The following is a 26212-nucleotide window of genomic DNA, read 5'->3' as shown; positions in this document are numbered from 1 at the left end:
GGTGGGGCTTGCCGGTGCATGAGATCCCGGCTCTACGCTTCGCTTCGGCCGGGATGACCAGGTGTGGCGACCGCCGCTCGAGGCAGGGCCCCGAGCGATGACAGGCGGGTTCAGGCCGTCTCGGCCTCCCCGCTGGGGGAAGCCTCGCGGCGGATCAGGTAATCCACGTAGAGGAAGCCGAACGGCACGACGCCGAGGAACAGGACCAGTAGCCACTTCCACACCGGCCAGCCGCTAAGGTGGCTGGCGATCAGGGAAGTCGCGCCGTAGATGATGAACAGGATGCCGTGCACCCAGCCGACATAGGTGACGGCCAGCGGCATATCCGCATAGGTGCGTAGAGGCATCGCGATAAACAGCAGGGTAATGAGCGACAAACCCTCGAGAACGCTGATCAGGCGGAAAAATTTCATGGGAGGGACCGGAGGAACGGGAAACGCGGCGGAGGGTAGCACGAAGTGCGACGGGCGCCACGAAATGGACCAGGCAATGTGGCCGGTTTAATCCTTGCGCGGGTTGCGCACCGACTGGGCGTAGCCCTTGGCCCGGGCGCGGATCTCCTCGAAGAACAGCGCCTCCCAGCGTGTGTTGTGCTCGTCGGGCGAGAGGCTTCCGTCGGCCGGCTCGTTCTTCAGGCGTGTATCGGCTGCCGCCTCGGCCTCGTTCAGGATCTTGCTGAACACCTCCTGGGCAGCGGCGGCCGTAGGGTCGATCCCGTTGCGCTTGAGCACGTCGGCCAGCAGCGCACCGCCTTTTTTCCACTTCGACCAAAGCCTCACGCATCCTCCTCGGGCAGGGTGCAAGGAATTGGTGGCGGCCCCGCTATGGAATGATTGTGCCCAAAGCCTCTCGCGAAGATGAAGAGGCAGCACACGGACACGGTATTCTGCCTGCCGGGGCGTGAACCTCCGGCAGGCATGTATGGATTATTGGTCGGGATTGTGCCCCGGTGCCACTATCTCGATCACCAGGAATCGCAGTCGGCTACGGAGCAGCGTGATCTCGGCCAGCGAGTTCTTGCGCAGCCCCAGCAGACGCGAGCCCAGAGGGGACAGGATCGATATCTTGCCGCGCTCGGGCTGGGCATGCTCCGGCTCGCAAAGCTCGACCAGATAGGTTTCCTCGGTCTGCAGGTCCAGTAACCGGACGCAGCAGCCAGCCTGGATGACTTTCCCGCACTGGGGAGCTGTGTCCGTATGGGGTGTCTCGCTCTCGATCTTCTCGAGTAGCGAGGCCAGGTCGACTGGTGTGCCAATCGCGCCCCAGTAGTCCTGGCGGACCCAGCGATTGACCTGGGAATCGTAGGCTTGACGAAGGTAAGACGAGTTCTTGCGCGCCACGGTCGCATCTCCTGTTCAGGTGTTAGAAGAAGGCATGGGCCGGGCGCGGAACATTCGGCGCCCGGCCTAAGTGAGGGTTCCCGTCATCGTGAGCTCCATCGTTTGATAAGTGTCTGTTAGAATTAAAGAAATAAGGATGCTACCCAGGCACCCCGAAAAAGGCAAATCCATGTGAATCGTGGCATTTTTAGTGTGCCTAATCCCGACCTTTCCGACCCCGAGTGCAAAGGAGCCTTCATGGCGAACGAGACGAACGACCCGCAACTGGAAATCAGCGTCAGTTCGGCGCGCGAACTGGTCGATATCGGCCTGGCCGTGTTGCTGGATATCCGCCAGCCCTTCGAGCTGGAGCTGGAGGGCGAGGTAGAAGGCGCGGTGTCGGTGCCGCTGTTCCGGCTGAAACAGCTGCTGGGGCGCGAGATCTCGGAGGAGGAGCAGGAACTGCTGGACGCGGACGAGCCGGATGATCGCGACTTTCAGCACTTCCTCTCGCTGATCAATCGCTACCACGTGACGCAGGACCAGATCCTGCTGTGCCTGTGCAACAGCGGTCGGCGCAGCCTGCGCGCCGCCGAACTGCTGCGGGAGCTGGGCTATGCACGCTGTCTCTCGGTACGTGAGGGCTTTCGCGGCTGGAAGGACTAGGGGCCTGTCGTATTTTGGCGATTCGTTGACTGTCCGGCGATTCCGGGCCTTGTCGGGAACCCGTGGGCGTGCGTGGCTGTCGCTGGTGCAGCACGTAACGGGAGACAGGCATGCAGTCCACGGGTGAGCGGTTGGCGAATCACTGGATCACGAAGCGGCGCAGGTCGCCTGCGGCCATCGCGTTGAGCGTGTCGCTGGCGTTGTTCGCCGTACCGGCCGTTGGCGCTGCCGAGACCGAGGTCGAGGCCGAACTCGTGGAGGGTAACGAAGGCCCGTGGGCCGAGGGCGAGGCGCCGCAGCTGCTCGAGCTGGAGCAGTTCTTCCGCGATCCGCAGCATGCCGCCGGGCGCATCTCGCCGGATGGCGACTACGTGGCACTGGTGAGCGCCCACGAGGGTGCGATGAACCTGCACCTGATGGAGCGGGGCGAGCCCCTGGAGTCGGCGCGTCCGCTGACCGAGGAGCCGCGTTCGATCATGGGCTTTTTCTGGTCGCGCGACGGGCGGCACCTGATTTTCGTGCGCGATCGCGACGGCGACGAGAACCTGGAGCTGCGCGTGATCGCGCTGGAGGACGCCGCCGGGCAGGATGGCATCCCCGAGTCACGCCGGCTCGCCGGGGGTGATGGCGTGCAGGCGCGGGTGCAGCATGTCCCGCGCTCGACCCCGGAGTACATCTTCGTCGGGCTGAACGAACGCGACCCGCGCCTGCACGATGTCTATCGCGTATCGCTGGAGACCGGCGAGAAGACGCTTGTGGCGAAGAACACCGCCGAGATCGAGGGCTGGGGCTTCCACGAAGGCGAGCTGCGCAAGGCGGTGCGCACCACGGACGACGCGGGCACCGAGATCCTGCGCGTGAAGTCGCAGGACGAGTTCGAGTCCATCTACACCTGCGCGTTCGGCGAGACCTGCTCCATCGCCAACTTCCACCCCGACGGCGAGCGGCTCTATATGCGCACCAACGCGGGGGACGAGCGTGACTTGGTCGAGCTGGTCCTGTTTGACCCGGCCACCGGCAAAGAAGAGCTGGTGCACCGCGACCCGGAGGGCGAAGTCGACCTCGGTGGCGCGAAGTTCTCCGACCGGGACCATCGCCTACTGGCCACCGTGTACACCGGGGATCGCCAGCGCATCTATGCCCATGACGAGGACTTCGAGTCGCACCTGGAGTGGCTGCGCGAAGAGCTGGGCGAGGGCGAGCTGGAGATCACCTCGCGCACCCGTGACGAGTCCCTGTGGACGGTCGGGGTCATCCGGGACACCGACCCGGGCAGCGTGTATCTCGCGAACACTGAGGCGCGCGAGATCGAACTACTGTACGAGGGGCGCCCGGATCTGCCGCGCGAGCACCTCGCGCCGATGGAGCCGATCCGCTACACCGCGCGCGACGGCCAGGAGATCCCCGGCTACCTGACGCTGCCACATGGCGTGGAGCCGGAAGGCCTGCCGCTGGTGGTGATGCCGCACGGCGGCCCGTGGATTCGCGATACCTGGGGCTACAGCGGCACCGTGCAGTTCCTCGCCAACCGCGGCTATGCGGTATTTCAGCCCAACTTCCGTGGCTCCTCCGGTTTCGGCAAGGAGTTCCTCAACGCCGGCAACCAGGAGTGGGGCACGGGCGTGATGCAGCACGACGTCACCGACGGCGTGAAATACCTGATCGACCAGGGCATCGCCGATCCCGACCGGGTCGCGATCTTCGGGGCCTCCTATGGGGGCTACTCGGCCCTGGCCGGGCTCACCTGGACGCCCGAGCTGTACGCCGCCGGCATCTCCATGGTCGGGCCGTCCAACCTGATCACGCTGATGGAGTCCATCCCGCCGTATTGGGAGGCCGGCATCCGCCGCATGCACGGCCGCGTCGGCGATCCGGAAGACCCCGAAGACCGCGAGCGCCTCAAGGCGCAGTCGCCGCTGTTCCACGTCGAGAACATCCAGGCCCCGCTGATGGTCGGGCAGGGCGCGAATGACCCGCGCGTGAAGCAGCAGGAGTCCGACCAGATCGTCGCGGCGCTGCGCGAGGCCGGGCACCCGGTCGAATACCTGTTGGCCCCGGACGAGGGCCACGGCCTGGTCGACCAGACCAACCGGCTCGCCTTCTTCGCCGGGCTGGAAACCTTCCTGGCCGAACACCTGGGCGGCCGCCATCAGGCGGACTACCCCGAGGCCGTGCAGGAGCGCCTGGACCTGCTGCGCCAGGACGTCGACGAGGTGGAGGCTCCGTAAGGGTCTAGCGCGCCCTGCCCGAGGAGGATGCGTGCAGCTTCGGTGAAGGTGAAACAGCGATGTGCTGTGGGTCGGCAAGCTCAAGCTGCATTCAGAGGAGGTTGTGCGCGACTACGTTATGCGCCAGCGCGGCCAGGCGGCGCTCGACTTCCCCGCTGTCCACGGGCGTTGTAGGTCGCCCAGTAGTCCGGCAGGCCGTGCAGTGTCCCGCACGGCTGCGGGGTCAGAACAGTTCGATCTCGCCCGCCTCGATTGGCGTGGGCTTGATTGCACCTTCCTCGACCAGCCGGTCATACAGGCAGACTCGGTTCTTGCCGTGCGCCTTGGCGTGGTACAGGGCCTGGTCGGCCTCGTCGAGTGCCGCGCTGGCGGTCTTGTAGGGCGCCAGCCGCGTCACGCCGATACTGGTGGTGAGCCGCCCTACCCGTGGTAGTGGGTACTCGGCTACAGCGCGGCGCAGCCGGTCAAAGGTGGCAATGGCCTGGCTGGCGTCGGCGAACTCGGCCAGTACCACGAATTCCTCGCCGCCGAAGCGGTAGACCAGGTCGTTCTCGCGGAAGCTTTGTTTCAGCAGGCGCGCGAGCAGGATCAGTACTTCATCGCCATACACATGGCCGAAACCGTCGTTGATCTTCTTGAAGTCGTCGGCGTCGATCACGCCCAGCCAGACGCCGGTCTGCCCCGGCTCTTGCAGCTGGCGGCGGTCTTCCGGCAATCCCGGCATCGGGCTGATCCGCTCCAGCGTTGTCAGATCATGGAAATTGTCATCGAAGGTCTTGCGGTTGAGCAGCCCGGTGAGCGCGTCGGTCTGGGCATCATCAATCAGATTGACGAAATTGCGATAGACCAGGAGAAAGCTTTCCACTAGGCGCTGGTCCACTCGCTTGCTGCCCAGGTGCCGGTCAAAGGCGAATACCAGGCAGATGCTGAATTCTTTGAGTCCCGACATCGGGAAGATCGATATCGCGCGACCCGCTTCGTCCTGATCCGCGACCCAGTGTCCGCTGGCCAGTGCCTGATCCAGCAGCCCCGCGGGCACAAAGGGATGTTCGGGGTCGAAGGGCACGCTCATCACCGCGTCGCGCTTGCGATCGTAGAAGTGCAGGCTCCGGGGGCGGCCTTCGGCATCGAACCGGATGGTCCGGGTGCAGGCGGACTCGTAGATGTCGTCCAGGGTCTTGAGCAGACTGTGTTCCAGTCGCTGGGCATCACGTATGCCCGTCAGTTGGGCTAGTCCGTCCAGCAGGTCTCGACCGCTGTTCATGGCATTGTTCTCGTGGCGGCGAAGGCGCTGTGTGGTTCTTCGCAGATGCTTTCAGGGTACCAGCGAAAAGACAAGCTCGAGCTATGTGATGCTGGGATTTCCCTGCCGGGCTCGTTTCACCGGGTTACGCAGATGGATCCATTCCGCAGACGCCGAGAAGGGACCCGAAGTGGAGGGCCGTAATGCCCAGCCGGTTGCTCGCCAGGTTTGGAGTCGAAAACAACAGGGCCCTCCGAAGAGGGCCCTGACGTGATCCTGCGCGGGGGATCAGTTGGAGAAGAAGCGCACGCTCGGGTCGGCCATGTAGGCGCCGACTTCTTCCGGATCGGCGGGGGTGATGCCGTCCAGCAGGTCCGCCTCGGTGTAGTCAGTGTTGGGCAGGAAGATCGCGCAGGTTTCCACCTTGGCACCGTTGTTGATGAGGTTCATCAGCAGCTGCTGGGCGTTGCGACCGGCGGGCTCCATGGTCGGGCCGTCGAAGTCTTCGGTGGCCATGGTAGCGGCCGGGCCGCACAGCAGCACGCGGATCTCCTGACCCTGACTCATGGTCTGGTTCGCCAGCACCATGGACATGAACTGGGTGTGGTCGTCGGCCGAGGTCAGGCTTACGAACAGCTTGTTGGGTTCGGCAGCCTGAGCTGCACCACTGGCACCGGCAATGGCGAGAACGGCGGAAGCGGCGAGCGTCTTGAGGGTTCGCATAGAATCTCCTTCGGTCTTCGTATGAGCGAATCATAAGATAAGCACATGCTAATGGATAGGGCAAGGGCTACTCGCAAGGCTGGGGCCATACAAAGCACGCACCTTCGAAATTGGTTTCCCTACGCACTTTTCGAAAGTGGGTGTCCCTTCGCAGTTCTCGAAAATGCGAAGGTCCTCTGCTTCAGCAACCGGCTGCACCATCCGGGTGGAGGAGCCGGGTGCGGGGGCACCGCATCCGGCAACAACCGTTGAGGGCGGCAGGCTTAGTGGTCGTGGGTCTCGTGCGCATCCACCGGGTCTTCGAACGCGATGAACAGGATGCAGTCCTCGTCCGAGATGCAGTGGGTGGTGTGCGCCAGGCGCGGCGGGCCGTAGGCGTAGGTCCCCGGTCGGAGTACAACCGGCTCCTGGTCGTCGTAATCCACTTGCATCTCGCCCTGAACGAGCACCATGCGTTCGGCGCTGGTGTGCCAGTGGTGGGGCGCGGTGCTGTTGCCCGGCAGCAGGAAGAACACATCGGCGTTGGGTTCGGCCGGGTCGCCCTGGAGGACGGCCAGGCGGCAGTCGTCGGGCATAAACGCCGGGCAGGGGTTCCATTCGAGGTCGGGGGAGTCCGGATCCCAGATGAAGGCCTGGCCGTCGTCGGCCCCCAGGCTCGCCAAGGGGGCGGCCAGGGCGAGCGCGGCGGCAGCCGTGGCCAGGTGGCGAAGCGCTCCCGCGGGCCGGGTCGAGTGGTCGTACATGATGCACCTCCTGTGGTCCATGGCTTGCGCGGCCGCGGGCCGGGCGTGACCTTGGCTTTGGCATGGCGGCCCCGCCACAGAGATTGGTGTGCGCGGCCTGTATCCAGGATTCTGGCTTGGGCCGGTCGGGGTCGCTTCCACAATCTTGCGGCGGGGGAGCGGATGTTGCGGTTACCGCGTCGCGCCGCGTCGCGCGGCGTCGGCCGAGGGTGGCGGTCGCCTTCACGGGCCGGCTCCTTCATCGCGAGGCGCGCTGCGCCGTGGCGATCGCTGAAGGGATGCCCGGCCGCTGATCGAGGCGGAGGTCCGGGGTTGCGTTTGGAGATGGCCACGGCCCCTCCGGGGCCTCGCCATGACGAGGCGGGGGGCGAGCTGGTTGGCCTCTGCTTTCTCGGGCCGGTTCCGTCATCGCGAGGCGCGCTGCGCCGTGGCGATCGCTGAAGGGATGCCTGGCCGCTGATCGAGGCGGGCGTCCGGGGCCGCGTTTGGAGATGGCCACGGCCCCTCCGGGGCCTCGTCATGACGGGGCCGGGAGCGAGCTGAGTTGGCCTCTGCTTTCTCGGGCCGGTTCCGTCATCGCGAGGCGCGTAGCGCCGTGGCGATCGCTGACGGGATGCCCGGCCGCTGATCGAGGCGGACGTCCGGGGCCGCGTTTGGAGATGGCCACGGCCCCTGCGGGGCCTCGCCATGACGGGGCGGGGGGCGAGCTGGTTGGCCTCTGCTTTCTCGGGCCGGTTCCGTCATCGCGAGGCGCGCTGCGCCGTGGCGATCGCTGAAGGGATGCCCGGCCGCTGATCGAGGCGGACGTCCGGGGTTGCGTTTGGAGATGGCCACGGCCCCTCCGGGGCCTCGCCATGACGGGGCCGGGAGCGAGCTGGGTTGGCCTCTGCTTTCTCGGGCCGGTTCTGTCATCGCGAGGCGCGTAGCGCCGTGGCGATCGCTGACGGGATGCCCGGCCGCTGATCGAGGCGGAGGTCCGGGGTTGCGTTTGGAGATGGCCACGGCCCCTCCGGGGCCTCGCCATGACGGGGAGGAAAGTGAGCGGGCTGGCCTCTGCTTGCTGGGCTTAGGGTGCCCGCGCTGGTGGACTAGCGGAGGGTCTCGGTCTTGCGCGCCTCGGCCTCGCTGCGTTGCTCCGGGGTGAGCTGCTGGTGGACGTAGTCGCGGGCTTCCGCGGCCGGCTTGTGGCCCTGATCGGCTGCGCGCGCGAACCAGACCCAGGCACCGGGCAGGTCGGCCTCCACGCCACGGCCCTCGGCGAGCACGATGCCCATGTTGTACTGCGCCGGGGCCAGCCCCTGCCGCGCCGAGGCCAGGTACCAGGCGGCCGCGGCCGCCTCGTCCTGAGCCACCCCTAGCCCCCGTTCCAGGAGGACGCCCAGATTCGCCTGAGCCAGGGGATGGCCGGCTTCGGCCGCGGCGCGATACCAGTGGGCCGCCGCCGCCAGGTCTTCGTGCGTGCCGTTGCCGTCGCGGCAGAGGTTGCCCAGGCGGGCTGCGGCGTCCGGGTCTCCGGCCTCGGCGGCTTGCCGATACCAGTGGGCGGCGCCGGTCATGTCGGTTGCTACACCGTCGCCCTGTTCCAGGGCCAGGGCGAGGTTGAAGGCCGCGTCGCGGTGTCCCGCCTCGGCGGCCTGGGCGTAGTACTCGGCTGCCGCGGCCCGATCGCGCGCGCATCCGCTGCCTTGCTGGTGCGCGACACCGAGACTGTTCAGGGCGTCGGGGTCGCCGTGCTCCGCAGAGCGTTTCCACCACTGGACGGCTTCGGTGGCGGCGGCCTCGTCGCCCGCGTTCTGCAGCAGCACGGCCAGGTTGTTCTGCGCCACGATGTGACCCGCCTCGGCCGCATGGCGGTACCAGTGTCGGGCCGCGTCGGCATCGGCGGGGTCGGCCTTCTCCGCCATCACGCCCAGGTTGAAGCTGGCATCGCTCAGCCCCTGCTCCGCGGCCTGTTCCCAGTACCCGCGCGCACGCTCGGCATCGGCCTCCAGCCCCAGGCCGTCGGCATACAGAATCCCCATACCCAACTGGGCCCAGGCCGAGCCGGCCTCGGCGCTGGCCGCCCACAGTTCCCCGGCGGTCCGATAGTCGCCGCGTTCAAACGCGGCAAAGCCGTCCTGATCGGCAATGCTCGGATCTTCGGGCTGTTCCGGGTCCGGGGAGTCGGCAGGCGTACCCATGGTGGTGGTTCTCGCTGGCAGTGTTTGCGGAGCGCCCGAGCATACAGCCTGGGCACTCGGCCGCAAGCAACCCCGGGCGCTGACCACCCCGTTGCGGAGCGGACACGATGGGTGTCCTCGTCTTCGTTGCCCCCGTGAGGCTTCACCACACGAAGAAGCAAACACCGTCATCGCGAGGCGCGCAGCGCCGTGGCGATCTCTGTGGATGTCCTCGGCGCTGATCGAGGCGGACGTTTGGGGCTGCATGCGGAGATGGCCACGGCCCCTGCGGGACCTCGCCATGACGCGGCAGAGAAGGTGGGTGTCCTCGTCTTCGTCGCCCCTTTGAGGTTTCATCACGGCGGAGAAGCAAACACCGTCATCGCGAGGCGCGCAGCGCCGTGGCGATCTCTGTGGATGTCCCCGGCGTTGATCGAGGCGGACGTCTGGGGTTGGATTCGGAGATGGCCACGGCCCCTGCGGGACCTCGCCATGACGCGGCAGAGAAGGTGGGTGTCCTCGTCTTCGTTGCCCCCGTGAGGCTTCACCACACGGAGAAGCAAACACCGTCATCGCGAGGCGCGCAGCGCCGTGGCGATCTCTGTGGATGTCCTCGGCGCTGATCGAGGCGGACGTCTGGGTTGGACTCGGAGATGGCCACGGCCCCTGCGGGACCTCGCCATGACGCGGCAGGGAAGAAGGATGTGTTCTTGTTGACTTTTCTCAGGTATGCCCTGGTGCGTGTCCCTGGCGGGGGCTGTCGAGTTCGAGCAGCTCCAGGCGATGATTGCCGGTGGGGTTGGGGCCCGAGGGGCCCTGAACGAGGAGGGCGAGACCGTCGTGGATGGCGTTCTCGGCGAGCCACTGGCGCGCAAAGTCGTTCCAGTCGCTGCGGTCCTCAGCGACTGCCACCGGCTGGACGCCGTAGGAGAACTGCAGGTTCTGGGCGGTTTCCGGATCCGGGGTGAAGGCGGCGACCCAGCAGGGCAGGCGCAGGCGCGCGATGCGCCGGGCGGTCGCGCCACTGAGCGTGGGCGCCAGGGTGACGCGCGGCAGGCGCCGTTGCGCGGTGTGGAATACGCTGCGCGCGATCAGGTCGACCGCGCGATCGTGCCCGGCTTCTTCGGGCTCGTCTGGACTATCCGGGGCCATGCCGCTGTCACGCTCCGGTTCGATCGAGCGGGCGATAGCGGCCAGCATCGCCACGGATTCCACCGGATAACGCCCCATGGCCGATTCGCCGGAGAGCATTACGCAGTCCGTACCGCCGAGGATGGCATTCGCCACGTCGGTGGCCTCGGCGCGCGTGGGCCGGCGTGAGGTGACCATGGACTCCAGCATCTGGGTGGCGGTGATCACCGGACGGTTGTGCTGGTTGGCGCGCCGGGTGATGCGGCGCTGGGCGCGGGCGATGCTCGCGATCGGGATCTCCACCCCCAGATCCCCGCGCGCCACCATGATGCCGTCCGCCGCCTCGAGGATGCCGTCGAGCTGCTCCAGCGCCGCGGCCCGTTCGATCTTGGCGATGATGAAGGGGTTGTAGCCCAGCGCCTCCGCCGCCTTGCGCACGGCCAGGATGTCGTCGCCGTCGACGACGAAGCTCTGGCTCACGGCATCCACGCCATGCTCCGCCGCAAACCGCAGCCAGTCGTGATCGTCCAGGGTAAAGGCACGGATGCCCAGGTCGATACCCGGCAGGTTCAGGCCCTTACGCGAGCGCAGCTCGCCGCCGGTCAGCACGCGGCAGGCGACCTCGCGGCCCTCGACCGATACCACCTCCAGCTCGATGTAGCCGTCATTCAGAAACAGCGCATCACCGGGCTGTACCGCCTCCGGCAGCTCGGAGAACGACACGCTGACACGAGAAGCATCGCCGACGCAGTCCTCCGTGGTCAGCGTGATCGTCGCGCCGGGCTCCAGTTCGATCGGCTCCTCGGCCAGCTCGCCGATCCGCATCTTCGGCCCCGGCAGGTCGCCGAGTATCGCGACGCGGGCACCGGTCTCCTGCGCCGCCTCGCGGATACGGCCGATTAGGTCGGTGTGGTAGGCGGCATCGCCGTGCGAGAAGTTCAGCCGTGTCACATTGAGCCCGGCCTGCATCATCCGCCGCAGCGTGTCCGGGGAGTCGGACGCCGGCCCGATGGTGGCCACTATCTTTGTCTTCTGTGCGGGAAACGGCATGGGCAGGCCCTTACTCGATCAATGCCCCTTGAGGGTAAACCGTCCGCGCCAGCCTGTCGCCGCTGGGCTTTCTGGTTCGTCCGCCGTCAGTTGGGGGGACAACTGGCGCTGAACGACGAGTAGCTGCAGCATCAAGAGGGTGGGTGTCCTCTTCTTCCTTCTCTACTTCTTGCATCGAATATCTCCCTGCGGGCGGTCGGTGTTTGCCTGGTAGATACCCCTAGGGGGCGCGGCGGGGTTCCGCGTCACAACCCTCATGAAATCGGGGTTGGTTGTGGGGCGGACCGCATCTACCGAAGGTCTAGGGTAGCTTTCGGGCCGTTCGGGCCAGCCGGCTGTCAGGAGACGCCGCTCGGGGAGGGATCTCATGTCCACTGATTCGTACATCCATTTGCTGCATCCGCGTCGCTGGCGGCGTTCAGGTCTGGTAACCGCGTCGGCGGTCGTGCTGATGGCCTGTGGTCCCGGGGATGGGCAGTCGGAAGTGCCGGGGGTGTCGGGCTCGTCGCTGGAACATCCGGAGGGCACCGGTGAACTGGTGGTGGTGACCCGCAATGCCCCCACCGCCTGGTTCTACGACCGCCACACCGAGACCGCAGGCCCGGAACACGACCTGGTGGAAGCCTTCGCAGCCGCGCGTGGCTGGGAGGTCCAATGGAAGGTGGTGGACTCGGTGGGCGAGGTGCTGAAGTCCCTGGCCTCCGGCGAGGTCCATATGGCGGCGGCCGGTCTCACGCATCTGGAATCGCGCGATGAGGATTTCCTCCGCGGGCCGCAGCATACCGAGGTGACCGAGCAGGTCGTGTGTCACCGCGATCGCGGCTCGCTGCCGGAGTCGGCCGCCGATCTGGACGGGCTGGAGCTGGCAGTCAGCGCCGGCAGCGCCTACGTCGAAACCCTGCAGGCGCTGGACGAGCCGGTGGCCCATCGCGCCGAGCCGGAGGGCACCGAGCGCCTGCTGGCGGCCGTGGAAGAGGGCGAACTCGACTGTACAGTGGCCGACTCGCATATCGTCGACCTCAACCAGCGGATCTTCCCGCACCTGGAAGTGGCCTTCGACGTGAGTGATGAACGCGCGATCGGCTGGTATCTGCACCCCGATTTCGAGGAACTTGCGGCGCAGGCGGGTGCGTGGATGGACACCGACGAGGGGACGCAGGTGCGTGCCCGGGTGGACGAGCAGTACTATGCCTACGTCCCGGAATTCGACTTCGTGGACCTGCGTGCGCTGACCCGGCGCATCGACCAGCGGCTGCCGGATTTCCGCCCGGTGTTCGAGGAGGCCGCTGACGAGTACGAACTGCCAGCCGACCTGCTGGCCGCGCTGGCCTACCAGGAGTCGCACTGGGATCCGCAGGCGCGCAGTCCCACCGGGGTGCGCGGGATGATGATGTTGACCCAGCGCACCGCGCAGGAGCTGGGGATCGAGGATCGCCTGGATCCGGAGCAGAGCATTCGCGGTGGCGCGCGCTACCTGCACCAGATGCACGAGCGCCTGGACGAGGACATCCCGGAACCGGACCGTACGTATCTCGCGCTGGCGGCCTACAACATCGGCCGCGGGCACCTGCTGGATGCACGGCGCCTGGCGAGAGAACTGGATCGCGACCCAGACCGCTGGGCGGACATGCGCGAGGTGCTGCCGCTGCTGACCGAGGAACGCTATTACCGCGATCTGCGGTTCGGCTACGCGCGCGGTTACCAGCCGGTGTACTACGTGCAGCGCATCCGCAACTACCGTGCCGTGATCCGGCCCGCCTTCGTGGGGGACGAGGTCGCCGTGGACGGGCCGGCGCCGTCCATCTTCTCGCGGCTGCTGTCGGACTGAGCGGGCCTCCGGTCAATTCTTCTTCCAGCGTCTGCGCCCAGGCGGGCAGCAGCTACGTCTAGCGAAGCGGGCAAACCTCAACAAGGTGGGTGTCCTTTTTTTTCGTCGCCTTCTCAACCCGTCTTCGCAACCAAACACCGTCATCGCGAGGCGCGCAGCGCCGTGGCGATCTCCGAGGGTGTGTCCCCAGCGCTGGCCAGGGCGGACGCGGGAGGTAGCGTTCGGAGATGGCCACGGCCCCTGCGGGACCTCGCCATGACGGCCAGAAAAAACTGGGTGTCCTCTCTATCTTCGTCGCCTTCTCAACCCGTCTTCGCAACCAAACACCGTCATCGCGAGGCGCGCAGCGCCGTGGCGATCTCCGAGGGTGTGTCCCCAGCGCTGGCCAGGGCGGACGCGAGAGGTAGCGTTCGGAGATGGCCACGGCCCCTGCGGGACCTCGCCATGATGGCCAGAAAAAACTGGGTGTCCTCTCTATCCACCACTGGCAGAGGCAAACGTCAGGAGTTGCGTTCGGAGATTGCCACGCCCCCCGGGGCCTCGCTCTAACGGGCAATAGAATGATGCTATCGAGGTCCGAGCCCTTTTCCCGCTGGTTTTCGCGTGTCGTTCAGGCGGAACCCGGATTCCTCGCAATGGTCCATCGGTATGTGTTCGGGGCAGGGGATCCGGCAGGCCGACAAACACCGGCTGTCAGCGCATCAAGTCGGAAGGACGGTGGACGTGATACGGAACAGGATCTGCGCATGCCCCATGGTTCTGGTGGCCGTGGCGCTTCTCGTGTTCGGCCTGAGCGGCAACGCGGCCGCCGGGGAACGGGAGGCCGAGATCGTGCAACTGGTGGAAGGCCTGGACGAGGACGAGCTCATCGTCTTTGAGCCGGACGACGCCCAGTACACCGTGACGGTCTTTACCGACGTCAACTGCCCTTATTGCCGCGAGTTCCATCAGCAAATCGACGATTACCTCTTATGGGACATCCGCATTCGCTATGCGGCGTTCCCCGTCATCGGCAACGCCTTCGAGCAGATGGAGGCGTTGTGGTGCAGCGACGACCGGCAGGATGCCATCACCCGGGCCAAGCTGGGCGAGACCATAAAGGCGGAAGACTGCCCGAACCCCGTGGCCGATCATCTGGCCATCGCCCGGGAGCAGCGGTTCCGGGGCACCCCCACCATCATCACCCCTCAGGGCCGGATCAGGTACGGCCTTGTCTCCGCCGCCGAACTCGTGGATATGCTGGAAGCCGAGGCGGCCCGGTAAGCAGCGTCTCAAGAAGGTGGGTGTCCTCATCTTGACCTTGAACAACGAGTAGCCACCGCATCGAGAAGATGGGTGTCCTCTTGTTCCTAAGCCGTTAGTGCGCGTTTTCTGCAGCTACGCGGCTGGCTGCCCGTTCTCTCTGTGCCCGTCGAACCGCATCGGCTGCACGGCGTCCAGCTTCACGCTCTTCCGTGCACACCAGAGGTCGTGCTGATCCTGCATGGCCAGCCAGCTTTCCGGCGATCGGCCGAGCGTTTTGGACGCAGTGCCATCTCGGGACTCACCCCGCTGCGTCCCTGCAGGACGCGCCCCAGGGTGGAAGGCGAGACATCGAGCTTGCTGGCCAGCTGGCGGGCACTCAGCCGAAACGGTTCCAGATAGACCTCGCGAATGAACGCGCCCGGATGCGGAGGGTTGTGCATGGTCATCAGTGGTAATCCTCGAAGCCTACGGCAGTCGTCGCCACAGCGAAGGAAGATGGGCGTCCTCTTTTCCCCTTTTCCCGAGAGAGATTACAAAAAAGGCCCGGTCCATTGAGACCGGGCCCTGGTGTCGACGCTGCCGAAATCAGGTGCCGATCAGGCCGCCATCATTCTTGGTGACTACCACAGTGGCGGGACGGGGCCGGCCACCGCGGGCGCCATCGGGCCAGGAACTGATCGCCTTCGGCTCCTTCGGGTTGCTGTGGCGGTGATTGACGTAGTGGTCTCCACCGCCGCCTGGGTGCTGGATGTTTACGAACAGCGTCGTGCCATCGGGGCTAACGTGTGCGCCAGTGATTTCCGAGCCGACGGGCCCGGTCAGGAATCTGCGCACTTCGCCAGTTTCCGTATCGGCGGCCATCAGCATGTTGTTTCCAAAGGCTTCATAGGCGCCACCCTTGCGCGGATAGATGCCCCCGCCACCCATGTCCGTATTGATCCAGAGAATGCCCCTCGGGTCGAACGCCATCCCGTCGGGTTGTGCAAACATGTCGCCGCGAATGTTTCCGCGTCGGTTGGGGGATTCGTCATTCGGGTTGCCGGCCATGACGAAGATATCCCAGCGGAAGGTATCGGCGGCCGGGTCGTTGCCCGTTTCTTTCCAGCGCAGGATATGGCCCATTACGTTGTCCTCGCGCGGGTTCGGGGCATTCGGGTCCTTGCTGCCGAAGTCGCGGCGAGTTAGTGACCCTTCATCGCCCCGGCGGCCGTTCTGGGTCAGTGCAACGTAGGCCTGACGGGTTTCCGGATGTACGGCGATCCACTCGGGTCGATCCATGGGCGTGGCACCGACGACGTCGGCAGCCTTGCGCGCGTGTACCAGGACGTCGGCCTGGTCCTTGAAGCCGTTTGCCTCGGTCAGCCCGTTTTGTCCGTAGACCAGCGGGATCCATTCGCCGCCACCTTGATCATCGTAGCGAGCGACATACAGGGTGCCATCGTCGAGCAGATCGCGATTGGCCTCGCGGTCCATCGGCTGCCACGGTTTGCTGGAGACGAACTTGTAAACATATTCGAACCAGTCATCGTCGCCCATGTAGTAAACCACTCGACCATCCTTGGCGAGCGTGAACGCCGCATTTTCGTGCTTGAAACGGCCTAGCGCTGTCCGCTTCACAGGCGTGGAGTTCGGGTCGTAAGGATCGATTTCCACCACATAGCCGAAGCGGTTCGGTTCGTTCGGGTTCTTGCCGGTGTCGAAGCGTTCATCCGCATCGGCCCAGCGCCATCGGGGGTTGTCACTGACGCCGTAGCGCTTGTAGGCCTCGGGCACTTCGGCTGTCGGGTGGCGGAAGTAGACATCCCAGTTTTCTTCACAGGCGAGATAGGTGCCCCAGGGGGTGTAACCGTGTGCACAGTTATGAAAGGTGCCAAGGATCTCGCGGCCTTCAGGGTCAGCTTCCGTCTTGAGCAGTTCGGACCCGGCAGCAGGGCCACCGACTCGCATCGGAGTGTATGCAGTCACTCGACGTCCGTATTTGGACGGACGCACGACTTCCCACTGGCCGTCTACCTTGCGCACCTCGATGACCGACACGCCGTGAGCAGCCTGAGATTTGCGGACCTTCTCCGCGGTCAGATTGGCCTGGCCATCTGGACCCTCGCCGTCCCCGTGCAACAGGCCTTCATCGGTGAATTCGTGGTTCATGACCAGCAGGCCGTGGTCAGCGTTGTCCGAACCCAGAGGCAGCGGGAAGAACTGCATGCCGTCGTGGTTCATGCCCGCCTGCTGAGCCTGTTCCTCGGCGGTATTCAGGCCATCCTGGCGGAAGGCCGGGCCGTCGGAAACGGGGTCGCCCCACGCGTAGAGAACGCGTGCGGTGTAGTTCAGCGGTACTCGCACCTGGTCAGCGGTCGAGGTCGAGATGGCGTCAAAACCGAGGCGACCGCCCCCGGCTGCTTGTGAAGCCACGCCGATCGCGGACGCGGATGCACTCCCCGGGGCAGCGAGGGCGGTGCCGCCTAGGAAGGCGGCGGACGCCAGGCCGATTCCGCCGGCCATAAAGTCTCGGCGCGAAACCCGGCGTTCAATGAGCGTGTCGATCGATTCGTTTTTGTGGCGCATGGTCGTCTCCCGTTAGTACGTACTTGAACGTAACGGGAACGCTAATTGGGGACTGTTTCAGGCCTGTTTCCGCCGGGCGAAGAATGTGTGACTTGATTGGCAACGAGAGTCCGCCAGCCGAAGGGACTGGGCGGCAACAGGAAGGTGGCGGTTGTCCCGTTCTTCTATTCGTTGCGCTTCCAAGCGGGAATGACCGTCGTGGTTTCAGAAGGCCATCGAGGTACGGCCCCGATTTGTCCGATATAGCTATCCACTTGAGTCCTTGTCATCGCCCTCGTCGCTTTCCTCCAGCCCCAGCCGCTGGTGCCACTCGGCGATGCTTTCCTCCGGGAAACCGGAGAAACATTGACTGGTGTCGTCTGCCTCCACATCCGCCCAGTTGGCCTTGCTGTCGAGCAGGATATGGACGTGCTCGGGCGGGGTCGGCAGTTCGCTGTCGATGGCGGAGGCAAAGGGGTGGACGAGGGCGGGCCAGCGTGGATCATAGACCCAGAGGGCGCTGGCGCAGTGGCGGCAGAAGTGGCGCTCGCCGACGCTCGGCTTGCAGTCGATCACTGCATGGTAGATACCCGTGTGCTCGGCACCCTCGACCTCCAGCGTCTCGGCGCGTCCGCTCAGGTTGATGGCATAGCCGCCACCCCCAGCCGTCTTGCGGCATATCGAGCAGTAGCAGCGCTGGTAGGGATACGGATGCGGCGATTCCACACGAAAGCGCACCGCGCCGCAGTGACAGGACCCTTCGAGCAGCATGTCCTCTTCTCCCGAATTGGCGGGCTACTGTCAGTCTAGTGCAGGTTCGGGACGCTCACTAAACAGCTCGCGGAGTGGTTCACGGGCCCGTTGCCAGCAAAGCTCTGGCGCCATCCGTCCGGATCAGGTGCAAGGGGGGGCGTTTGTTTGTCCTGTGCGGACAAAGCCGCCAAACCGGTCACTTTGGCCGACAAAATGCTGAATTGTCCGTTCGCTACCCCGACGGCTCTGGCCTGTATGCGGCGAAAACGGCCGTAGCAAAGGGCGGCGGGGCTCTTGGCGCGCTTTCTGCAGGGGGGTTGAGTGGGCCGGCTGAAAGCCGGGGAACCATGAACCCCAACCGTCAGGAGTTCGCTCGCATGAAGCACTCACGCTTGTTCGCAGCGGGGCTTGTCGCCTCGCTGGCGATGGCCGGCACCGCATCCCAGGCTATCGCCGACAATGACGAAATTACCCGTGGCCAGTTGATGGCCGCTTCCTGCAAAGCCTGCCATAACGCGGCCGCGGCCGAAAAAGGTGTTCCGGATCTCAGCCGTGTCTCGGCGGGTGTCATCCAGAGCCAGATGCGCGCATTCCGCGATGGCGAGCGTGACGCGACCATCATGGATCGTCACGCCAGGGGCTACACCGACGAGGAGATCGAAGCGATGTCGGTCTACTTCGCGCGCTTCTGATCACGGGGGATAACAACAATGCATAACTTTACGCGACGTCACTTCCTCAAGGCCTTCGGGATCACCAGCGCGGCTGCCCTGACCGGTATCGGTTTAACCCCTCATGCTGTGCATAGCGCTGGCAAGGCCCACGTAGTCGTGGTCGGGGGCGGCACTGGCGGTGCCACCGCGGCGCGCTATCTCAAACAACTCTCGCCAAGCATGGCGGTCACGCTGATCGAGCCCAACGCCACCTACGTCACCTGCTACGGCAGTAACTGGGTGCTTGGCGGCTTCGAGAGCATCGAGGCGATCACGCACGGCTACGACAACCTGCGCGACCGCGACGGTGTGGATGTCATACAGGACAAGGTCATTGGCGTGGATGCTGATAGCCGCACCGTCCGGCTCGAAAGCGGTGACAGCCTACAGTACGACAAGCTGGTCATGTCCCCGGGGATCGACTTCAAGTACGACGACATGCCCGGCATCGAAGAGTCCGATGCGGAGACGATCCCGCACGCCTGGAAGGCCGGCTCGCAGACTGAGCTGCTGCGCGCGCAGCTGCAGGCCATGCCCAATGGCGGGGTCTACGTCATGGTCGCCCCGCCCAACCCATATCGCTGCCCGCCGGGGCCGTACGAGCGCGTCTCGATGGTGGCGTACTACCTAAAGACCCACAAACCACGCTCCAAGGTCATCGTCCTCGATCCCAAGGAGGGCTTTGCCAAACAGGGCCTGTTCGAGGAGGGATGGGCCGAACACTACGGCGACATGATCGAATGGCGTGGCGGCTCTAACGGTGGGCGCGTCGAGGAGATCGACGTCAGCGGAAAGACCGCCCACGCGGATGGTGGCCAGGAGCGTGTCCGCGCGGACGTGATGAACTTCGTCCCCGCACAGCGCGCCGGACAGATCGCACACGATGCAGGCCTCACCAACGAACAAGGCTGGGCCCCGGTCGATCAGCGGACCTTCAAGTCCGTCACGGACGACAACATCTACGTGATCGGGGATGCCAGCGTAGCGGGTGCCATGCCCAAGTCCGGCCACGCGGCCAACAACCAGGGCAAGATCGTCGCAGCGGCCATCCTGCGCGAGCTATCGGGCCAGGAGCCCCTGGACCCGTCCTCGGCCAGCACCTGCTATGGCCTGATCACGCCGGACTATGGCGTCAGCATCGCCGCCGTGTACCAGTACCAAAACGGCGCCCAGGCGGCGGTCGAAGGCTCCGGTGGTGTCAGCCCGCTCGGCCAGTCTTCAACCTTTCGCCGCCAGGAGGCCGACCACACCCGCGCCTGGTACGCCGGCATCACTCAGGACATCTGGGGCTAGGCCCCAGCACTCTCCCAACCACTCTGATCGGCGCCTCCAGGCGCCGAGTTCCTTTCCGGCCACGCCCGCCAATGATGAGTGTCCTCTTCTTCGCAACCCGGGTCTAGAAAATAAACCTGTCCCCATTTTTCTCGCAGCAGTTGTTGCATTTTCTGCAACAACTGAATCTCGTTCTAACCCCGCGTAAGCGAAGACGATCGCTGGCACTGCGCCGACACCATCCCACCCTGCCGATCCTGGTCACGGGCCTGCTACCACTCATTTACTGGATGATCTTGCCGCTCCTATTGATCTGGTTTGTCTGCCGTCAGGTGAGGGGGCGGCTGGCCTTGAAGAACGAGTAGCTACAGCATCAAGAAGATGGGTGTCCCCTTCTTTGGCCCGAAATCACTTGACCACTACACGGCCAGAAGAATGTGGGTGTCCTCTTCTCCCCCGTTCCGTGATGTACGCAGAGACAATTCAATGCGCATTCGCAAGGTCCGAGCATAGCTCACTAATTGGATCAGCTTTTTTGCGCATTACGTCTTTAGAGTATTGTGCGACTAATCTTGCTGACGTCTTTTTGCACCAATTGGGACTTTTAAGCTCATTTTTATAATCAAATGAATCCGCATCCTGGTCTACAATTTCAGCGTTGAGATCAAAAGCGAGTGAACTGGCGAGCGAACCAAAAACATCGAGAAGTGCCTTTTGTTGCTCAGACTTAATTATCCCTTCCATATTATTTAACATTGCCACGCCCTCCGGTTTAGTTCGAATTAGACTGACAACGGCGTAAACCAAAAAGTATTTCGTAAGATTGTAATAGGCAAAATGTTTATCGTCGATGGCGTCAAGCGCCGACTCAACCGACTTGAAGCACTCCCAATAACCCACAATTCTTGCGCCAGTTACCTCAGGTCGACCAAATATGTTTGAGTGAAGCTCGTCCATGACTTTATATTTCTGGTGACAGCTCCATGGTTGTGCAAGATCCATCGCCAATAAAATCAGCCCTGCAGACTCATTTTTAAGGACTGTTTTCCCTTTGTTGGGCTCCCCTTGCTTAATCTCGTATGCAAGAGTCTCATTGCTGATCGCGCTCACTTCAGCCTTAAGTCGTTGCTGAATATTATGGTTGGATTTCAAATCACGCGCCTTTATTGCGTTTTGGTTATTGCTGTTTTTGGTGATCCGCTGGGAAAGAGCTAAGTCATCCTTTGTCTCTATCAGCTTCACCAAAATCTTAAGGTCGTCTGTGATTTTCGACTTTTCGGAGGTCAATGAAGAAAGACTCTGTGCACCGTTGACGACAACATAGTCCTTCACCTCGATACGCTCGTCGCATTCAGAAACTATCTCGCGGCACAGCACGTTGATCCCGTTGTGATACAGCGGAAAATTCTTGTGCTCGCTCTTTTCTTTTATGCTTTGCCTTAGTCCTCTGTTGACTTTAGTGTTTCCCAGGGCCAGCCGAACATTCTGCTCGAATAGACTCCCATCAGATATTCCATTCATTTTTAGAAGATTAAGGGCTGGAGCCAAAAAAAGGCGGGCAGCGGCCCCACCAGCCTCATATTCGATTACATCAGAGTCGGAAACATCGAAGTAATAATTCCCCTTTATACCTCCATCTACGTCTAAGTCGACATAATTATTGGCGATCGCTTCCGCATCAAAAAGGTTTATTTTGTTCAGTTTGGTGAGGATTGTTTTTGCATCGTCGTTTGCGCGCGCGTTGCTTATGAAAACACCGAGTACGTCATATCCACTATCCACCTTGGGGGAAAGGTGCGTGCGGGCAATGGTTTTTTTGAGCTTATCGTTTTTAGTTTCGTTGTAAATTTGGTCAATCTTATCTTTGCTATCGAATTGCTGAAGGGTCCCGTAGAACTCTTTGATGTCAGTATCGCCAAACTCAGCGTCGTCTTTTGTCTTGGTTTTCGACTGAAGTATATACACAGTCTCGGACACATCGTCGACATAGATCGCGTCTACACCCTTATCGTGCTTGTCATCCACGCACGCATCATCGGCATCAGTTTCTTCCAATCGATATATATTCTCCAAGAACCATCTAATAAACCGGCCGGAGAAGTCGGGGGCCCGCTTCTCGTATGTTTTGAGTTCCTTCGCAGAGAATGAATTGTAGTTAAGGTTATTAGCGTCCATTGGCCTTCTTCGCTCTTGTAGAAGTGGGGTTTCGCTGTAAGTTGCGTCCTTCTGCGGTTAATGGTTGTCAGTCTTTTGTGAGAAAGGGCGACTATGTGGGGCCGTATAACAGTGATTAGGGGCGCCGACGGATGTTGGTTAAAAATGCGCGCCATATTTCCTGGAGAGGGTGGCCTTATGAAGGGGCATTTATTCAGCGGGTTAAGGCCGCATAGGCGACGATGGATGTTGGATATGTTGCGGCGTAGATAGCGTGCGGGAGTCGGCAGGTCGAGTCTGCGCAGCCTTCCATGGTCATCGAGTGGATTGTGGCACAGCCTGTGTTGGTATTTCGAACGTGTCTATGTCGGGGCGATTCGCACTGCAGGCGAGGCGGTTCAGTCGAGGAAGGCGACGGATTTGACGAGCGCATGGGCGTGGGTGCCGTGCCGGAGGCCTAGCCGATCCGTGGATAACCGCGTCAACTCCGCCATCAACGTCTGCCCATCGTCCTGCCGGCACACGGCAAGTACGCGGGCGGGCCCGTGGTGCCCGGGCGCCTCGTCCAGCGACTCGATGGTGACGGGGATGATGTTGAGGATGGAGACGTCCTGGGGCGGCGACAGGGCGATAGAGACGTCGCGGGCGTCGATGCGCAGGCGGGCCGGGCGGCCGGCGCCGTTGGTGGCGCCGGGGGTGGACGGTACGTGGTAGCGGGCCTCGGGCGGGCCGAACGGGTGCAGGCCGTGAGCGTCGGCCGGGCCGAGCGTGCCTTGGAGGACGGAGACGGCGCCTTCGTCGCGGAACAGGGGGGAGTCGGCACGGGCGAGGGCGTGGCGCAGGGGTTCCAGGCGTTCGAGCTGGCCGTCGTGCATGAAGGCGACGCGGGTGGCGAGGCGTTCGACTTCGTCCGGGGCGTGGGTGACGAGCAGGCTGGGTATGCCGGTCTCTTCGGACAGGCGGGCGAGGAAGGGCATGATCTCGCGTTTGGTCTGGGTGTCCAGGGCATTCAGCGGTTCGTCGAGCAGCAGCAGGTCGGGGCTGGTGAGCAGGGCGCGGCCGAGGGCGACGCGCTGGCGCTGGCCGCCGGAGAGCTGGTCGGCGCGGCGCTCCAGCAGGTCGTCGATGCCGAGCAGGTGGGCGACCTCGTCCAGGTGCAGGCGGCGTAGGGGCTCCGGCGTGCGCTTGTAGCCGTATAGCAGGTTGCCGCGCACGGACAGGTGCGGGAGCAGGGTGGATTCCTGGAATACGAGGCCGACGCGGCGGCGGTGCAGTGGGACGAAGGTCTTGCCGGACTGCCAGGCGGTATCGCGAAAGTGCACCTCGCCGCCGGGTGGATGTTCCAGCCCGGCGATGATGCGCAGCAGCGTGGTCTTGCCGCAGCCAGAGCGACCGAACAGGGCGGTGACGCCTTCCAGCGGGAAGGCGGTGTCCACGTCCAGGGCGAAGCCGGGGCGTTCCAGCCGGGCTTTTATGCGCAGGGTGTCGGACTGGGGCCGGGTCACAGGCGCACCGTCTCGAAGCGGCGGTTGATCGCGTAGACGATGAACAGCACGGCGAAGGCGAAGATCAGCAGCCCGAAGGACAGGCGGTGGGCGGAGTCGAAGTCCATCGCCTCGGCGTGGTCGTAGATCAGGATGGACAGCACCTGGGTCTCGCCGGGGATCGCGCCGCCCAGCATCAGGATCACGCCGAACTCGCCGAGGGTGTGGGCGAAGGCGAGCGTGGCGGCGACGATGAAGCCGCCGCGGGTCATCGGCAGGATCACGGTCACGAAGCGGTCGATGCGCCCGGCGCCCAGCGAGCCGGCGATCTCCACCGGGCGGCGGCCGAGGTTGGCGAAGGCCTGCTGCAGCGGCTGCACGGCGAACGGCAGGGAGTAGATCACCGAGCCGATCAGGATGCCCTGAAAGGTAAAGGCCAGGTGGTTCAGGCCCCAGCTCTCCAGCGTGCTGCCGACCGGCCCGGCCGGGCCGAGCAGCACCAGCAGGTAGAAGCCGAGCACGGTGGGCGGCAGCACCAGCGGCAGGGCGACGAGGGCCTGCACCGCGGTGCGCACGCCGGGGGAGCCGCGCCCGTTGGCCAGCCACCAGGCGATCGGCGTGGCGATGACCAGCAGGATCAGTGTGGTGTAGAGCGCGAGCTTGAGGGTGACCTCGATCGCCATCCAGTCCGTGGGGCTCAGGTCCAGCATTCTGCTATTCGCTCCCGGGCATCTCGAAGCCGTAACGCTGCATGATCTCGCGGGCGGTGTCGCGGCCCATGAACCCGGCGAAGCGGTGCGCGGTGTCCTTGTCCGCGCCGCGACGGGTGATCACGAAGCCCTGGGTCAGCGGTTCGTGCAGCGCGTCGTCGATCAGGTAGTGCGGGTGCTCGGCGAGATCGGGAAACTCCGCGAGTGACAGGGCGATGATGCCGATGTCCGCGCCCCCGCCCTGTACCATGCGCGCCGTCTGGGCGATGTTGTCGCCGTTGACGATCTTGGGCTGCAGCGCGTCCCAGACGCCGGCGGCCTTCAGCGCCTCCTTCGCGCGCACGCCGTAGGGGGCGTGCGTGGGCGAGGCGATGGCCACGCGGCGGATGTCGTCGCGTGTCAGGTCTTCCAGCCTCAGCTCGGAGGCATCCATGCGATTGCTCCACAGCACGATGCGGCCGATCGCGTAGACGGACGGCTCGGTGACGGCGGCACCCTCGGCGTGGAGCCGCTTCGGGTAGGCGATGTCGGCGGAGAAGAAAAGGTCGTAGGGCGCGCCGTTGAGGATCTGCGTGGTCATGCGCCCGGAGGAGCCGTAGGTCACGCGCACGCGGTCGTCCGGATAGGCCTCGCGGTAGGCCTCCACGATCTCGTCCAGGGCAAAGCGCAGGTCGGAGGCGGCGGCGATGGTCAGCGGGCCGGAGGCATGCGCCAGGCCGGGCAGCAGCAGGAGCAGGGTCAGGAGGAGGGCGCGCAGGTGCATGGGTGGGGATAGTTCCCTGTGGGTGCGGGTTGTGGTTGGCTCGGGTCGTTTCGTTCGGCGACTGCTTCGTCGCGGTGCTCCTCGCAGTGACGGTGAGGCTGGGGATATGCGGGTCGTTATATTTCAGTTTGCATATCGACAGGCAGAAGCCTACACCGGAACGGCCTCCGGCTGCCAACCGTTTGGCAGACCCTGCCGCGTGTCAGGCGATATGCACGATGCCGACCACGGCGCCGGTCATCAGCGTGGCCAGCGTTCCGGCGACGATGGCGCGGATACCCAGGCTCACGATCTCGCTGCGCCGCTCCGGCACCAGCGCGCCGAGGCCGCCGATCAGGATGCCGAGACTACCCAGGTTGGCGAAGCCGCTCAGCGCATAGATCAGGATCAGCTCGCTGCGCGCGGACAGCGCATCGTCCCCCAGCTCCGCCATCTGCAGGAAGGCGACCATCTCGTTGAGGATGGTCTTGACCCCCAGCAGCGAGCCGGCGGTGGTGGCCTCGGCCCAGGGGATGCCCATCAGCCAGGCCAGCGGGGCGAAGAGCCAGCCCAGGATGCGCTCCAGACTCAGCGCGGCCCCGGCGACCTCGGGCAGCGCACCCAGCATCACGTTGACCAGCGCGACCAGGGCGATCACCACGATCAGCAGCGCGATGATCTGCAGCAGCAGTTCCAGCCCGCGCAGGGTGCCGCGGGTAATCGCGTCCATGGCGCTGGTCGCGCCCTCGGTCTCGGGGAGCAGATCGCCGGCGGTGGAGGGCGCGGTCGGCGGGATCATCACGGTGGCGATCAGCAGCGCGGCCGGCAGGCTGATCAGCGAGGCGACGATCAGGTGGCCCAGCGCGTCGTCCAGTACCGTGCCGATGATGGTCGAGTACAGCACCAGCATGGTGCCGGCCAGCGTCGCCATGCCCACGCTCATCAGCGCGAACAGCTCGCTGCGGTTCATCTGGCGCAGATACGGGCGGATCACCAGCGGCGATTCGACCATGGAGAGGAACACGTTCGACGCCGTGCCCACGCCCAGGGCCCCGCCAATGCCGAACGCCCGCTGCAGCACCAGCGAGGCCCCGCGGATCAGCACCGGCAGCACGCGCCAGTAGAACAGCAGCGCCGACAGGGCCGAGAGCACCAGCACCAGCGGCAGCGCCTGGAACGCGAGGATGAAGTTGTTGGCCGGGTCGTCGACCGCGAACGGCGGGTCGTCCCCGCCGATATAGCCGAACACGAACGAGGTGCCGGCCTGCGTGGCGTCGGTCAGTGCGATCACGACCTGGTTCAGCCAGAGGAATGCATGCTGCGCACCGGGGACGCTCAACAGCAGCACGGCGATACCGAACTGCAACGCCAGCCCGGCGAGCACCTCGCGCCAGGGGAAGCGTGTCTTGTGTTCGCTCAGCAGCCAGGCGATGGCCACGAATACGAGCAGTCCCAGCCCGGCTTGCAGTGCGAGCATGCGCCTTCCTTTATTCTGTGACGGCGTT

General features: G+C 64.4%; 21 protein-coding genes and 1 pseudogene. 6 read left to right on the top strand and 16 right to left on the bottom strand.

Features of this window, described 5'->3' with window-relative positions:
* Positions 1-110: 110 nt before the first annotated feature.
* The 3 genes from F468_RS0111110 to F468_RS0111100 all read right to left on the bottom strand — a co-directional run bounded on the left by F468_RS0111110 (position 111) and on the right by F468_RS0111100 (position 1340).
* The gene (locus tag F468_RS0111110) at positions 111-413 is read right to left on the bottom strand and encodes a DUF3817 domain-containing protein (RefSeq protein WP_018137873.1); all 303 of its coding nucleotides are present in this window, start codon (positions 411-413) and stop codon (positions 111-113) included.
* A gap of 87 nt (positions 414-500) precedes the next feature.
* Positions 501-779, bottom strand: a complete 279-nt coding sequence (locus F468_RS0111105) for a hypothetical protein (RefSeq protein ID WP_018174827.1) — start codon at positions 777-779, stop codon at positions 501-503.
* A 147-nt stretch (positions 780-926) separates the two neighbouring features.
* Positions 927-1340, bottom strand: a complete 414-nt coding sequence (locus F468_RS0111100; protein ID WP_018174828.1) for a GreA/GreB family elongation factor — start codon at positions 1338-1340, stop codon at positions 927-929.
* Positions 1341-1577: 237 nt separating this feature from the next.
* Here F468_RS0111100 and F468_RS0111095 point away from each other — a divergent pair, with 237 nt between their 5' ends.
* Both F468_RS0111095 and F468_RS0111090 read left to right on the top strand, forming a co-directional pair.
* A complete protein-coding gene (locus F468_RS0111095) occupies positions 1578-1985 on the top strand; it encodes a rhodanese-like domain-containing protein (RefSeq protein ID WP_018137876.1) in 408 nt (135 codons plus the stop codon).
* Between the two features lie 110 nt (positions 1986-2095).
* On the top strand, positions 2096-4213 hold the full coding sequence (locus F468_RS0111090) for a S9 family peptidase (RefSeq protein WP_026296534.1): 2118 nt from the start codon (positions 2096-2098) through the stop codon (positions 4211-4213).
* Positions 4214-4436: 223 nt separating this feature from the next.
* On the opposite strand, the gene F468_RS0111085 is transcribed toward F468_RS0111090, so the two are convergent.
* The 5 genes from F468_RS0111085 to pyk all read right to left on the bottom strand — a co-directional run bounded on the left by F468_RS0111085 (position 4437) and on the right by pyk (position 11262).
* Positions 4437-5477, bottom strand: a complete 1041-nt coding sequence (locus F468_RS0111085; RefSeq protein WP_018174830.1) for a diguanylate cyclase — start codon at positions 5475-5477, stop codon at positions 4437-4439.
* Between the two features lie 267 nt (positions 5478-5744).
* Positions 5745-6179 carry a DsrE family protein gene (locus F468_RS0111080; protein ID WP_018137879.1) on the bottom strand — a complete coding sequence of 145 codons (435 nt, stop codon included), beginning with the start codon at positions 6177-6179 and terminating at the stop codon, positions 5745-5747.
* A gap of 263 nt (positions 6180-6442) precedes the next feature.
* Positions 6443-6922 (bottom strand): cupin domain-containing protein, encoded by a 480-nt coding sequence (locus F468_RS0111075; RefSeq protein ID WP_018994176.1) that lies wholly within the window; start codon positions 6920-6922, stop codon positions 6443-6445.
* 1088 nt (positions 6923-8010) lie between these two features.
* Positions 8011-9102, bottom strand: coding sequence for a tetratricopeptide repeat protein (locus F468_RS0111070; RefSeq protein ID WP_018995187.1), 1092 nt, complete (start codon positions 9100-9102; stop codon positions 8011-8013).
* Between the two features lie 702 nt (positions 9103-9804).
* Positions 9805-11262: a pyruvate kinase gene (gene pyk / locus F468_RS0111065; RefSeq protein ID WP_018995186.1), complete on the bottom strand. Its 1458-nt coding sequence runs from the start codon at positions 11260-11262 to the stop codon at positions 9805-9807.
* A gap of 367 nt (positions 11263-11629) precedes the next feature.
* On the opposite strand from pyk, the gene mltF reads away from it, so the two are divergent.
* Together mltF and F468_RS0111055 are read left to right on the top strand one after the other, a co-directional pair.
* Positions 11630-13090 carry a membrane-bound lytic murein transglycosylase MltF gene (gene mltF / locus F468_RS0111060; protein WP_018995185.1) on the top strand — a complete coding sequence of 487 codons (1461 nt, stop codon included), beginning with the start codon at positions 11630-11632 and terminating at the stop codon, positions 13088-13090.
* Positions 13091-13843: 753 nt separating this feature from the next.
* Positions 13844-14353, top strand: coding sequence for a DsbC family protein (locus tag F468_RS0111055; RefSeq protein ID WP_018138497.1), 510 nt, complete (start codon positions 13844-13846; stop codon positions 14351-14353).
* A gap of 114 nt (positions 14354-14467) precedes the next feature.
* Here the strand turns inward: F468_RS0111055 and F468_RS13810 are convergent.
* The 3 genes and pseudogenes from F468_RS13810 to F468_RS0111040 form a co-directional block, all read right to left on the bottom strand.
* Positions 14468-14781 (bottom strand): annotated as a pseudogene (locus F468_RS13810) (HigA family addiction module antitoxin).
* Between the two features lie 139 nt (positions 14782-14920).
* On the bottom strand, positions 14921-16900 hold the full coding sequence (locus F468_RS0111045; RefSeq protein ID WP_018138499.1) for a PhoX family phosphatase: 1980 nt from the start codon (positions 16898-16900) through the stop codon (positions 14921-14923).
* Between the two features lie 246 nt (positions 16901-17146).
* Entirely contained in the window at positions 17147-17650 is a 504-nt protein-coding gene (locus tag F468_RS0111040; RefSeq protein WP_018995184.1) for a GFA family protein, read from the bottom strand.
* A 359-nt stretch (positions 17651-18009) separates the two neighbouring features.
* On the opposite strand from F468_RS0111040, the gene F468_RS0111035 reads away from it, so the two are divergent.
* On the top strand, positions 18010-18324 hold the full coding sequence (locus F468_RS0111035; RefSeq protein ID WP_018995183.1) for a c-type cytochrome: 315 nt from the start codon (positions 18010-18012) through the stop codon (positions 18322-18324).
* Positions 18325-18342: 18 nt separating this feature from the next.
* The gene (locus F468_RS0111030; RefSeq protein WP_018995182.1) at positions 18343-19638 is read left to right on the top strand and encodes an NAD(P)/FAD-dependent oxidoreductase; all 1296 of its coding nucleotides are present in this window, start codon (positions 18343-18345) and stop codon (positions 19636-19638) included.
* A 462-nt stretch (positions 19639-20100) separates the two neighbouring features.
* On the opposite strand, the gene F468_RS0111025 is transcribed toward F468_RS0111030, so the two are convergent.
* The 5 genes from F468_RS0111025 to F468_RS0111005 all read right to left on the bottom strand — a co-directional run bounded on the left by F468_RS0111025 (position 20101) and on the right by F468_RS0111005 (position 26184).
* On the bottom strand, positions 20101-21672 hold the full coding sequence (locus F468_RS0111025) for an AIPR family protein (protein ID WP_196801187.1): 1572 nt from the start codon (positions 21670-21672) through the stop codon (positions 20101-20103).
* Positions 21673-22169: 497 nt separating this feature from the next.
* Positions 22170-23276 carry a molybdenum ABC transporter ATP-binding protein gene (modC, locus tag F468_RS0111020; protein ID WP_018995180.1) on the bottom strand — a complete coding sequence of 369 codons (1107 nt, stop codon included), beginning with the start codon at positions 23274-23276 and terminating at the stop codon, positions 22170-22172.
* Complete coding sequence (gene modB, locus F468_RS0111015) at positions 23273-23965, bottom strand: molybdate ABC transporter permease subunit (RefSeq protein WP_018995179.1); 693 nt, start codon at positions 23963-23965, stop codon at positions 23273-23275. The genes modC and modB overlap by 4 nt, the downstream gene beginning before the upstream one ends.
* 4 nt (positions 23966-23969) lie before the next feature.
* Positions 23970-24728, bottom strand: coding sequence for a molybdate ABC transporter substrate-binding protein (modA, locus tag F468_RS0111010; protein ID WP_018995178.1), 759 nt, complete (start codon positions 24726-24728; stop codon positions 23970-23972).
* 202 nt (positions 24729-24930) lie between these two features.
* Positions 24931-26184: a NupC/NupG family nucleoside CNT transporter gene (locus F468_RS0111005; protein WP_018995177.1), complete on the bottom strand. Its 1254-nt coding sequence runs from the start codon at positions 26182-26184 to the stop codon at positions 24931-24933.
* Positions 26185-26212: the final 28 nt, after the last annotated feature.

Origin of the sequence: Thioalkalivibrio sp. ALJ2 (genome assembly GCF_000378325.1) — a bacterium.
In the GTDB taxonomy this organism is placed as follows: domain Bacteria; phylum Pseudomonadota; class Gammaproteobacteria; order Ectothiorhodospirales; family Ectothiorhodospiraceae; genus Thioalkalivibrio.
Note: the sequence above shows the minus strand (reverse complement) of the source record. Positions and strands in the feature narration are given on the sequence as shown.

Coding starts and splice junctions, on each gene's coding strand:
- F468_RS0111110 (WP_018137873.1), bottom strand. CDS start 413: ATGAAATTTTTCCGCCTGATCAGCGTTCTCGAGGGTTTGTCGCTCATT.
- F468_RS0111095 (WP_018137876.1), top strand. CDS start 1,578: ATGGCGAACGAGACGAACGACCCGCAACTGGAAATCAGCGTCAGTTCG.
- F468_RS0111090 (WP_026296534.1), top strand. CDS start 2,096: ATGCAGTCCACGGGTGAGCGGTTGGCGAATCACTGGATCACGAAGCGG.
- F468_RS0111085 (WP_018174830.1), bottom strand. CDS start 5,477: ATGAACAGCGGTCGAGACCTGCTGGACGGACTAGCCCAACTGACGGGC.
- F468_RS0111080 (WP_018137879.1), bottom strand. CDS start 6,179: ATGCGAACCCTCAAGACGCTCGCCGCTTCCGCCGTTCTCGCCATTGCC.
- F468_RS0111075 (WP_018994176.1), bottom strand. CDS start 6,922: ATGTACGACCACTCGACCCGGCCCGCGGGAGCGCTTCGCCACCTGGCC.
- F468_RS0111070 (WP_018995187.1), bottom strand. CDS start 9,102: ATGGGTACGCCTGCCGACTCCCCGGACCCGGAACAGCCCGAAGATCCG.
- pyk (WP_018995186.1), bottom strand. CDS start 11,262: ATGCCGTTTCCCGCACAGAAGACAAAGATAGTGGCCACCATCGGGCCG.
- mltF (WP_018995185.1), top strand. CDS start 11,630: ATGTCCACTGATTCGTACATCCATTTGCTGCATCCGCGTCGCTGGCGG.
- F468_RS0111055 (WP_018138497.1), top strand. CDS start 13,844: ATGGTTCTGGTGGCCGTGGCGCTTCTCGTGTTCGGCCTGAGCGGCAAC.
- F468_RS0111045 (WP_018138499.1), bottom strand. CDS start 16,900: ATGCGCCACAAAAACGAATCGATCGACACGCTCATTGAACGCCGGGTT.
- F468_RS0111040 (WP_018995184.1), bottom strand. CDS start 17,650: ATGCTGCTCGAAGGGTCCTGTCACTGCGGCGCGGTGCGCTTTCGTGTG.
- F468_RS0111035 (WP_018995183.1), top strand. CDS start 18,010: ATGAAGCACTCACGCTTGTTCGCAGCGGGGCTTGTCGCCTCGCTGGCG.
- F468_RS0111030 (WP_018995182.1), top strand. CDS start 18,343: ATGCATAACTTTACGCGACGTCACTTCCTCAAGGCCTTCGGGATCACC.
- modB (WP_018995179.1), bottom strand. CDS start 23,965: ATGCTGGACCTGAGCCCCACGGACTGGATGGCGATCGAGGTCACCCTC.
- modA (WP_018995178.1), bottom strand. CDS start 24,728: ATGCACCTGCGCGCCCTCCTCCTGACCCTGCTCCTGCTGCTGCCCGGC.
- F468_RS0111005 (WP_018995177.1), bottom strand. CDS start 26,184: ATGCTCGCACTGCAAGCCGGGCTGGGACTGCTCGTATTCGTGGCCATC.